10 protein-coding genes are annotated in these 10,069 nt (G+C 71.2%); 3 read left to right on the top strand and 7 right to left on the bottom strand.

Going from position 1 to position 10,069, the window contains the following annotated elements; translation table 11 throughout:
* The 5 genes from E1298_RS38645 to E1298_RS38665 all read right to left on the bottom strand — a co-directional run.
* The coding region (locus tag E1298_RS38645; protein WP_131902350.1) for a sporulation protein at window positions 1–1,082 on the bottom strand (1,082 nt) is incomplete at its 3' end.
* 153 nt (window positions 1,083–1,235) lie between these two features.
* Window positions 1,236–2,597 carry a M16 family metallopeptidase gene (locus E1298_RS38650; RefSeq protein ID WP_131902351.1) on the bottom strand — a complete coding sequence of 454 codons (1,362 nt, stop codon included), beginning with the start codon at window positions 2,595–2,597 and terminating at the stop codon, window positions 1,236–1,238.
* Window positions 2,594–3,853 (bottom strand): M16 family metallopeptidase, encoded by a 1,260-nt coding sequence (locus E1298_RS38655; protein WP_131902352.1) that lies wholly within the window; start codon window positions 3,851–3,853, stop codon window positions 2,594–2,596. The genes E1298_RS38650 and E1298_RS38655 overlap by 4 nt, the downstream gene beginning before the upstream one ends.
* A gap of 119 nt (window positions 3,854–3,972) precedes the next feature.
* Window positions 3,973–4,329, bottom strand: coding sequence for an STAS domain-containing protein (locus tag E1298_RS38660; RefSeq protein WP_131902353.1), 357 nt, complete (start codon window positions 4,327–4,329; stop codon window positions 3,973–3,975).
* A 169-nt stretch (window positions 4,330–4,498) separates the two neighbouring features.
* On the bottom strand, window positions 4,499–4,960 hold the full coding sequence (locus E1298_RS38665; protein WP_243726067.1) for an ATP-binding protein: 462 nt from the start codon (window positions 4,958–4,960) through the stop codon (window positions 4,499–4,501).
* A gap of 425 nt (window positions 4,961–5,385) precedes the next feature.
* On the opposite strand from E1298_RS38665, the gene E1298_RS38670 reads away from it, so the two are divergent.
* On the top strand, window positions 5,386–6,207 hold the full coding sequence (locus tag E1298_RS38670) for a helix-turn-helix domain-containing protein (RefSeq protein ID WP_131902357.1): 822 nt from the start codon (window positions 5,386–5,388) through the stop codon (window positions 6,205–6,207).
* On the top strand, window positions 6,204–6,488 hold the full coding sequence (locus E1298_RS38675; RefSeq protein WP_131902355.1) for a DUF397 domain-containing protein: 285 nt from the start codon (window positions 6,204–6,206) through the stop codon (window positions 6,486–6,488). Before E1298_RS38670 ends, E1298_RS38675 begins: the two co-directional genes overlap by 4 nt.
* A 210-nt stretch (window positions 6,489–6,698) precedes the next feature.
* Here E1298_RS38675 and E1298_RS49825 read toward each other — a convergent pair whose 3' ends face one another.
* Window positions 6,699–8,555: a serine/threonine protein kinase gene (locus E1298_RS49825; protein WP_243726069.1), complete on the bottom strand. Its 1,857-nt coding sequence runs from the start codon at window positions 8,553–8,555 to the stop codon at window positions 6,699–6,701.
* Between the two features lie 219 nt (window positions 8,556–8,774).
* On the opposite strand from E1298_RS49825, the gene E1298_RS38685 reads away from it, so the two are divergent.
* Window positions 8,775–9,404, top strand: coding sequence for a TetR/AcrR family transcriptional regulator (locus E1298_RS38685; protein ID WP_243726070.1), 630 nt, complete (start codon window positions 8,775–8,777; stop codon window positions 9,402–9,404).
* Window positions 9,405–9,515: 111 nt separating this feature from the next.
* On the opposite strand, the gene E1298_RS38690 is transcribed toward E1298_RS38685, so the two are convergent.
* The gene (locus tag E1298_RS38690; RefSeq protein WP_131902356.1) at window positions 9,516–9,695 is read right to left on the bottom strand and encodes a hypothetical protein; all 180 of its coding nucleotides are present in this window, start codon (window positions 9,693–9,695) and stop codon (window positions 9,516–9,518) included.
* Between the last annotated feature and the right edge of the window lie 374 nt (window positions 9,696–10,069).

Consider the following 10,069-nt stretch of genomic DNA (forward strand, 5'->3'; position numbering starts at 1 on the left):
CCCGGGCCGGGCGCGTGGCCGGGCATTGGGCCGGGCGGGGGTGCGTGACCGTGGCCCGGGCTCTGCATGGGCGCGGGTGCATGACCGGGTGCGGGCGCGGGCGGCGGGAACTGCGCGTTGCCCGGCTGCCCGTAGTCGCCAGGCCCGCCATAGGACGCGGCGGCGGGCTGCTGCCCGGGAGGCGGCGGGAACGACGCGGCGCCACCGGGAGGCGGCAGCGGCGACTGTCCAGGAGGGGGGAACGGTGCCTGTCCCGGCGGCGGGGGGCTGCCGTGGGCGGCGCCCGCTCGTCCGTCCTGACCGGACGAGGAGGAAGCCGCGCGCGGCAGGGCGGCCGCGGCCTCCAGCCATTGGTTGATCTTCGCGTTCCAGTCCGTCTCGGCGGCCTCGGCGTGCCCGACCTGGAACACGCCGAACGACTCGTCGGACGGAGCGGCCCGGTCCTCGGCGCGCAGCACGAAGGCCATGGCGCGGGGGCTGGCCACGAAGCTCAGCCCGACCTTGCCGAGCCGTCCCTGGAACGCCGCCGGGGGAACGAGGTGGATCTCCTGGTGGAAGGGCAACTGCTGGGACACGCCGCGCAGCTTGGACGACTCGAACGTCACGTTCGTGATCTGGAAGCCGAGCTGGGCGATCGACGCGAGCACCCACTGCTGGGACTCCAGCGGCTCCACCGAGATCGGGTCGACGTCGCCCGGGTCGGGCTGGCCCTTCGCGTCGACCTCGGTGCACATGCCGATGGTGAACCCGGGCAGCTCACGTCCGAGCACCGTGGTGAAGGGCAGCTCGTACGGCAGCGGGATCGAGAACGACATGTCGCGCTGCGCGCCCGTCTCCAGCTGGAACCCGCGAGTGAGCGCGCCCCGGTAGACCTCCGGCCCGGCGGTCTCCCCGCCGTAGCCGTTCTGCATGCGCGGCATGAGCGCCAGCGTCACATGCCGGATCTCCACGGGACGGTCGCCGCCGCGCAGGTGCACCTTCCCGGCGACGACTCCACCGGGCCGGCAGTGCGGCTCCGCCAGGATCGTGTCCACAGAGGGGCCGCCCGGACCGTACCCGCCTGCCATCTGCCCGTAGGACACCGGCCGTACCCCTCTCCCGACCGCGGGGCGGTTTCCCCGCACATGTCAGATGGAAACAACCATGCCATCGGTTCGCGTCTGCAAGCGAACAGAAGCGAAGAGCTGGGCCAGAAAGGTGCCCTGGACGGGTGTCACCCGTCCTAGGCGACGGTGTCACTCCTCCTTGGCCGTGACGGTGACCGTGGCGTAGCCGAGCCGCTCCAGCGGCTCACGGATCTGCGCGGCGTCGCCGACGGCGATGACGGTCAGCGCCTCCGGGTCGACGTGGTTGCGGTAGGCGTTGGCCACGCCCTCCGGGGTGGAGGCGCGGACGGCGGCCAGATAGCTGCTCGGGTAGTCGGCGCCCAGACCGTTGGCGGAGGCGTCGGCGAGCTCGGCGGCCACGGCCCTGGCCGTCTCGTACTCGGCGGGCGCCCGGTCGGCCAGGGCGCGGACGGACGAGCCGTGCTCGTCGGCCTCGATGCCCCGGGTCAGGACGCCCCGCAGCTCGGTGAGCGCGTCCGCGACGGCGTCGGCGGTGACCTCGGTGTGGACGGCGCCCTGCGCGATGAACAGCCCGCAGTGCCGCATCCGCAGCAGCCCGGCGCGCATCCCGTAGGTGTAGCCCTTCTCCTCGCGCAGCACCGCGTTCAGCCGCGAGGTGAGGCCGCCGCCGAGCACGTGGGAGGCGACCATCAGGGACGGCCAGTCGTGGTGCGTCCGGTCGGGGATGCCGTGCCCGAAGCTGAGGTAGGTCTGCACCGAGCCGGGACGGTCGACGACGACGATCCGCGCGGCCGACTCCGGCATGATCTTGTCGGCGGTGGGGAGCGGGTCGCCGGTGCCCGCCCAGCCCGCCAGAGCGTCCGAGAGGGCCCCGTCGACGTCGACCCCGGACAGGTCCCCGGCCACGACCGCCGTCGCCTCAGCGGGCACCACGGAGCCGTAGAAGGCGCGGACGTCGGCGCCCTGGACCCCGCCGACCGAGGTGCGGCTGCCGCCGGTCGGCCGGGACGCGCGGGCCCGCGCGGGGAACATCACGGCGCGCAGCTCGCGCATCGCGCGCGACCCGGGGTCGGCGTCCTCCTGCGCGATCTCCTCCAGGCGCTCGCGCACCAGCCGCCGGACGTCGGCGTCGTCCAGCGCGGGCCGCCGCACGACGGCCGAGAACAGCTCCAGGGCAGGGCCGAGCCGCGTCACCGAGACGTCCAGGGCGATGCGGAGCGCGGTCAGGTCGGCGGAGGCGTAGAGGCTCGCCCCGAGCCGCTCGAACGCGGCGGTCAGCGCGGTGCCGCCGCCCGGTTCGGTGCCCTCCATCAGGGCCCGCGCGGTGAGCGTCGCGACGCCGTCGCGGTCGGCGGGCTCGCGCCCGGCGCCCGCGTGCAGCACCAGCCGCACCGCGGCCAGCCGGCGGCCGGGCACGTCGCAGCGGAGCGTCGCGGGCCCGGCGGGCACGCGGCCCTCGGTGCCGGCGGGGAACGCCCACGCGGGGACCGGCCCGGGCACAGGACGGGGCTGCAGGGTGAGACCGCTCACGATGCGGTACCTCCGTAGGTCAGTGTGGTGCGCCCGCCCGGTGAGAGCCAGCGGCCGGCCATCTCCTTGATGGCGTCACCGGTGACGGCGGCGGCGCGTCCGGGGGCGGTGAAGACCCGGGCCGGGTCGTCGAACTGCGTGGCGTTCTGCGAGAGCGCGTTGGCCAGCCCGGTGACCGTCTCGGTCTGCTCCAGGAAGCCCCGTTCGGCCTGCGCGGTGGCGCGGGCCGTCTCGTCGGCGTCGGGGCCGTCGACGGCGAACCGCGCCAGCTCCTCGTCCAGCACTGCGGCGATCTTCTCCGGGTCGGGGCCGATGGCGTCCACGATCGCGAGCGACGGCCCGGAGGCGAGCCTCGTCACGCCCGCCCACACCTCGGTGGCGATCTCGTCGCGCCGCACCATGCGGTCGTACAGGCGCGACCCGGAGCCGCCGCCGAGGATCTCCACGGCCAGCTCGGCCGCCTCGACGTCGTCGCCGCCGTCCGTGGGCAGCGTGAACATCGCGAAGTAGGCGGGGGACGGAACGTCCTCGTCGAGCGTCTCTCCGCGGATGCCCGACAGCGGCCCGAGGGTGCCGTCGCGCGCGGGGGGCTTCTCCGGGCCCGCGGGTATGCCGCCGAAGTAGCGCTCCACCGCTTCCAGAGTCTGCTCCGGGTCGACGTTCCCGACGACGGACAGGACGGCGTTCCCCGGCGCGTACCAGGTGGCGAAGAAGTCGGTGCAGTCTTCGAGCGTGGTCGCGTCCAGGTCGTCCATCGACCCGATGGGCGTGTGCGCGTACGGATGACGCTCGGGGAACGTCAGCGCGCACAGCCGCTCGAAGGCGGTGCCGTACGGCTGGTTGTCATAGCGCTGACGCCGCTCGTTCTTCACGACGTCACGCTGGTTGTCCAGGTTGGCCTGGGTGAGCGCGGCGGGCAGCGTGCCCATCCGGTCGGCCTCCAGCCAGAGCGCGAGCTCCAGGTGGCTGACCGGGACCGTCTCGTAGTAGTTGGTGCGCTCGAAGGAGGTGCTCGCGTTGAACGCGGCACCGGCGCTCTCCAGCAGCGCGGCGTGCTCGCCCTCGGCGACGTTGGACGAGCCCTGGAACATCAGGTGCTCGAAGAGGTGCGCGAGGCCGGTGCGACCGGCGCGCTCGTGCCGTGAGCCCACGCCGTACCAGAGGTTGACGGCGGCCAGCGGCACGACATGGTCTTCGCAGACCACCACGCGCAGGCCATTGCCGAGCGTGTGCTCATGCAGCGGCTGTTCTGCCACGGAGCGCTCCCGTCCGTTCGGTGGGTCGGTTGGCGGACAGCACCGCGCGCGTCGGTTGGGACGGGCCTTGGCGGCGGGGCTTGATCTCTGTCCCAACCGTACCGGGTGGGCGCGGAGGGTCAGGGCGCGGTGGACTCGTGGGCCGCGATGGCGTCCTCAAGGGAATGGTGCAGGACGAAGATCTTGGTGAGCTGGGTGACGTGGAACACCCGGCGGACCCGGTCGTTGACCCCCATGAACGACATCGACCCGTCCCGCGCCCGGAGCCGGTGGTAGATGCCGACCAGCACGCCGAGGCCGGTGGAGTCGAGGAAGGTCACCTCGCCGAGGTCGACCACCAGGTGCAGGCCGCCGTCGTTGTCGATGATGTCGAGCAGCGCCTCCCGCAGCCGCGGGCTCGTGAAGACGTCGATCTCACCACTGATCTTCACGACGGTGAGGCCCTTTTCGACACGGTGCTCGACGGCGAAGTCCACCAGTGCTCCCTTTCAACCGCTCATCGGGAAAAGGCCCCATACCCAGTGAGGCCCATCATTACCCCCGGTCTTGGAGCGCAACACCGGTCGCGTGTGGCTCCTCCCAGGGAACGTGCCATCGACCTTGGGAAACAGGGCGCCAAGCCGGGCTCGGCGTCCGGCTAACGCTTCATGGGTAGCGGAACAGTGCCCACACGACCTTGCCGTAGGGCAGCGTGCGCCAGCCCCAGCGGACGCTGAAGGACTCGACCAGATGCAGGCCGCGTCCGGTCTCGGCTATGTAGTCGGGTTCCTTGCGGCGGGGCGCCGAACGGCTCGCGTCCAGGATCCCGCAGAGAAGCCACGGCGCTTGGTGAAGGAGCCGCAGCCGGATCGCCGAGGGCGCCGACCCCAGTGGGTCGGCCGGGTCGTCGTACACGCCCTCGCGGTGCACGTCGTTACCTGGCCGCCCGCTGGCCGTCCTTCCGCTGTGCCGTAGCGCGTTGGTGACGAGCTCCGAGACCACCAGCCCCACATCGTCGGCCAGCGCGGACACGTCCCATTGAGTAAGGCGCGATATCGCGAAGTGCCGCGCGTCGGTCACCGACTCCGGATCGGGCTGGACGGTGAACGACACTGTGGGACCCGCCATGCTCGCCAGCGTCGCCAGTGCGGTGTCGAGACGCGGTGGCAGGTCGCACGATTCCGGTACGGGTGCCGAGTGCACGGCGTGGCCCCGTGAGCCCGCCGTCCCCACGACAGGGTCGGTCTCCCATCGCGTGTCGTCGTGCGCGTGCCGTGACGTCATTCCCCGGACCCCGCAGAGTGATCTCGTTGTGCAGCCGTGGCTCGGAAGTCTCGTGCGTTATCCTGCGCATCGTAGCGTGCGAATGCAAGGCCCAATGCACGTGCATCCGGGTTGGGAGGGTGTGGGGCGACGCGGATGCGCGCGAGTGATCGGAGGTAACCGCAGGACACGGAGGCCAGTGGCACACTAGGTTCGCTGTCCGCCATTAAGCCGGGAGGTTGGGCGTGACTCCAGAGACGCCGGGAAGCGGGTCGACGGTTCGTCGGATCCTGCTCGGGTCGCAACTTCGCCGTCTGCGCGAGCAGCAGGGCGTGACCCGTCAGGACGCCGGCTACGTCATCCGCGCGTCGGAGTCGAAGATCAGCCGCCTTGAGCTCGGGCGAGTCAGCTTCAAAGAACGTGACGTGGACGACCTGCTCACGCTGTACGGCGTCGGCGACAAGACCGAACGCGACGCCCTGCTGCAGCTGGCGCGGGAGGCCAACACCCCCGGCTGGTGGCATCGGTACAACGATGTCCTGCCCAACTGGTTCCAGACCTACGTCGGCCTGGAGGAGTCGGCGGCATTGATCCGCACGTACGAACTGCAGTTCGTCCCCGGACTGCTGCAGTCGGAGGGGTACGCGCGTGCGGTCATCCGCCTGGGCAACGCCGGAGCCGCCGAAAGCGAGATAGACCAGCGCGTCGAACTGCGCCTGCAACGTCAGGAACGGCTCACGGGCCCGGAAGCTCCGCGCCTGTGGGCGGTGCTGGACGAAGGGGCGCTCCGGCGCCCGATCGGCGGTCCGGAGGTGATGCGGGGCCAGTTCGAACATCTCATCGAGATGTCGAAGCTGCCCAACGTCACCATCCAGATCATGCCGTTCCGGTTCGGCGGTCACGCCGCCGAGGGAGGGGCCTTCACCATCCTGCGCTTTCCCGAGCAGGACCTGCCGGACGTGGTGTACGTCGAGAACCTCACCGGTGCGATGTACCTGGACAAGCGCGACGACGTCGACACGTACTTGCAGGCTATGGAACGCCTGTGCGTCGACAGTGCCACCCCGGAGCGCACGGTCGAGCTTCTCGGTGATCTTCTCAGAGAGACATGATGCTCCAGATCCAACACGGCCAGATCCAGGCCGGCTCGAACGACTACGACAACGGGATGCCCGCCACCAAGCTCCACGGCGCGCGGTGGCTGAAGTCCCGGCGAAGCAACTCCCAGGGGAACTGCGTGGAGATCGCCGAACTGCCCGGCGGGCAGGTCGCGATGCGCAACTCCCGCCATCCCGAGGGCCCCGCCCTCATCTACTCCCGCCCCGAGATCGAGGCGCTCATCCTCGGCGCCAAGGACGGCGACTTCGACCACCTCTTCGCCTCGCGTAACTGAAAGCTCCTGGTAGCCCGCTCGGAAAACCCGCCAACAGAACACCGCCAACACAACACCGCCTGGTCCGTGCGGCCATCGCGCGGCTCGTAGAAACGCGGCGGGTCGGCTCCGGTTCACCGAACGTCGACCCGTCCGCAACGCGGCAGCAGAGGCCACCCCCGGCGCGAGGGTGGCCTTCTTCCATTCCAGAGACGGACGCCCTGGGTCGGGTCAGCCGCAGTTGCCGTACGGAGCTGTGCGGCCGTTGCCGCCGAACCGGACGCACTGCCCGGCCGCCGACACATACACCGGGCCCGCGTACCACGCGTACGATCCGCTGTCGGTGACCTGACCGCCGCCACTGCGCTGGATCCAGACCGACACCGGGGAGCTCTTGCCCACGTGCCGGGTCTTCATGGTGACCGCGCAGTTGTAATGCGAGCTGTTGTAGAGCAAGTAGGCAGTGCCGCCCGAGACCGCCATGGAGCGCTGGACGTAATAGCCGCCGCCATGGCCGCCGCTGTTGCACGCGGCCTGCGGCGTGTACTTGTTGGGCGGCTCGCTGCCCGGTCCGCCGCCGCCTCCGCCCGGGGCGGGGGAGGAGCCTCCGCCCGGCTCGTCGCCGGGCTGCTTGCCCTTCGGGTTCTTCGGCCCCTTGCTGGGGCTCTGGGTTCCCTGGGGCTGTCCCTTCTTGCTCTTCGGCTTCTTGGCCGCGCCGCCGTTGCCGCTCACACCGGCGGAACCGTCCTGCGCGCCCTGGCCTTGGTCGGACGCCGAGACCTGCTGGTCCTTGTGCCCCTTGCCGTCACCGCCCGGCTTCGTCGCCGCCCAGACGGCGCCGCCCGCGAGGACCGCTGCCACGGCCGCCGCCGCGGCGATCGGGACCAGCTTGCCGCTTCTGCTCTTGCCGCCCTTGCGGCCGCCAGATCCCTGCCTGTGAAGCCCTGGAGCCCCGGGGCCGGGAGGCATCGGCGGTGCCGTTGGCCCTTGCTGCGCTACGGGCATCTGGTGGGCCGCAGGCGCTTGTTGCGTCGCAGGCATCTGTTGCGCAGCCGGCGCCGGTGGCACGCCGGGCGAGCTGTGCTTGCTCTGGGGGCTGGTGGACTGCGGAGTCATGTCGCCGAACGGAGGCGGCTGCGGCGCCGTCCGGCCCCTTACGCCGGCCGGATCGGTGACGTGGTCAGGCGGAAGGCCGGGGAACGCCGGGAGCGGCTGAACCGGGATCGCAGGGGACGACGTCCCGCTGGCGGCGCCGACAAGACGCTCCTGAGCCTCGCGGGCGGTGGGCCGCTGTGCGGGCTCCTTGGCCAGGCACGCCACCACGAGTTCCCGCATCGGGCTCGGCAGATCGCCCAGCTCCGGCTCGCCGGTCAGGATCCGGTGCATGACCATGGCCATCTCGTCGTTGCCGAACGCGGGCCGTCCGGTGGCGGCGAACACCATCGTCGTGCCCCAGGCGAACATGTCGGACGCCGGGCTGAGCTCGCCGCCGGTGAAATGCTCGGGCGCCATGTAGGCGGGCGTGCCGACGTTCTGCGTCTCCCCGGCCGCGCCCAGCGCGCGCGCCACGCCGAAGTCGATGACGCGTGGACCGTCCGGCCCCATCATCACGTTGTGCGGCTTGAAGTCGCGGTGCACGATCCCGGCCTGGTGGATCGCGGTGAGAGCGGTCAGCGTGCTGACCGCGAGCCGTTCCAACGCGCCGCCGGTACGCGGACCGTCTTCGCGGACGATCCTGTGCAGGGACAGGCCGGGGACGTACTCACTGATGATGTACGGCTGGTCGCCCGCGACATCGGCGTCCAAGACCTGGGCGGTGCAGAACCGCGCCACCCTCTTGGCGACTTCCAGCTCACGGACGAACCGCGCCCGCGCGGACTCGTCCCCGGCGAGACCGGCGTGCAGGAGCTTGATGGCGACGTGGTCGGTGATGGGGACATCCCCGCCGGATGCCGCGTCGGCTGGGCGGCCCAGGAAGACGGCCCCCTGCCCGCCCTCGCCAAGGCGGCCCAGGATCTCGTACCCGCCCAGCCGGGCCGGATCGCCCGACCGCAGCGGATGGGCATCCGGCATCGTCCTGTCCGTCACACCACTCGCTCCCCGTCGCTTGAGGCCCGTTCAGCAAGACTATTGGCCACAAGAGGGTATGTGCTCCGCAAACCCAATGATCAATAAGTCCCGGTTCCGGGTGCGAGTGGCGAATGAACCCGCAGGCCAGGCCGCCGTACTGGGCCGAGGGAGGCCGTGCTGCTACGCTGATTTCAAGCGGACTGTAGTCCGATTGAAGTGGTGCCGGAGGAGGCGTCGGTGGACCGCGGTTCCCGCGAGCATGGGCTGCTGGACCTGGAACTGATGCGGACGCCGCCGCCCAAGGAGCGCGCCGACGCCGCCCGGAACCGGGTGAAGGTGCTCGCCGCCGCCGCCGAGCTGTTCGCTCGGCACGGTGTCGAGTCCGTGTCGATGGACGCCGTCGCCTCTGCCGCGGGCGTGGGCAAGGGAACCCTCTTCCGCCGCTTCGGCGACAAGGCGGGCCTGGCCGCGGCTCTCCTGGACGAGCGCGAACGCGAATTGCAGGACGCGATCCTGTCGGGGCCGTCCCCGCTCGGTCCAGGGCCCTCGGACCAGTCCGTCACGGCGTCCGAACGGCTACACGCCTTCGCGGACGCCTACCTGGACTACGTCCTGAACCATCTGTCCTTGGTGCGCATGTCGGAGACGGCCGCCCCGGGCGCCCGCTACCGCATCGGCGCGTACCGCTTCTGGCATCGGCACCTGACCGTCCTGCTAGGCCGGTCCGTCCCCGATGGAGAGGCCGTGGCGCACACGTTGCTGGCCGCGCTCGGTGGCGAGCACCTCGCCGCGATGGTCGAGGACCTCGGGGCGGAACGCGCGCGCGCCGCCGTCCACACGCTCTTCCGCGCGGTGGGACGCGGATAAAGGCACGGATAAAGACTGGAGCCCCCGTGATCGCACGGGGGCTCCAGAGGTCCTGGCCGGATATGGCCATGGTTCGGTGTCAGGCCGGACCGATGTCGGGCCGGACCGGTGTCAGGCCGGGTCGGGGCTCCGCCGCGCGGAGCGCTCCTCCCGGCCGTCCGCGTGGCCCGGTGGGCCCTCCGGGGCATGATCGCGTTCCAGCCGCGCGGCGACCGCGAGGGCGCGCAGCGACGTCGACTTCACGTGTTTGCGATCGGTGTGGAGTCGGGGCCTGAGGATGCTGCTGGGCATGTCGCCTCCCATATGAGGTGGGGTATCGGGTACGAGGTGCTACCCGGCTCACCGGATCTTGCACGCTCTGTTGCAACCGCAAAGGCCGCCGCCGTATTCCGAGTCATCGCTCCGTTTAGGCGGCGCTCGTCCCCTTGGGACGATGCGGAGCCGGTTTGCGCACCCCTTCGCGCACCCGTGAGGATGACCGCCATCGGCAAGTCTTGGCGGCCGGGAGAAGGCGATGCGCACATTCACCCTCGTCACAGTCGGCGTGCTCCTGACGGCACCCGTGTTCGCCGCGTCCACGGCGTCCTTCGCGGCGGCGCCCACACCCAAGCCGTCCCCGTCCAAGACACCGTCGAAGTCCCCTGGCCCGTCCAAGAGGAGGCCCT

Source organism: Actinomadura rubrisoli (assembly GCF_004349215.1).
Classification (GTDB): Bacteria; Actinomycetota; Actinomycetes; order Streptosporangiales; family Streptosporangiaceae; genus Spirillospora; species Spirillospora rubrisoli.

Bases quoted from the DNA above. Each gene is read 5' to 3' on its own strand.
- E1298_RS38690 (WP_131902356.1), bottom strand. From the start codon at position 9,695: ATGCCCAGCAGCATCCTCAGGCCCCGACTCCACACCGATCGCAAACAC.
- E1298_RS38665 (WP_243726067.1), bottom strand. From the start codon at position 4,960: ATGGCGGGTCCCACAGTGTCGTTCACCGTCCAGCCCGATCCGGAGTCG.
- E1298_RS38675 (WP_131902355.1), top strand. From the start codon at position 6,204: ATGATGCTCCAGATCCAACACGGCCAGATCCAGGCCGGCTCGAACGAC.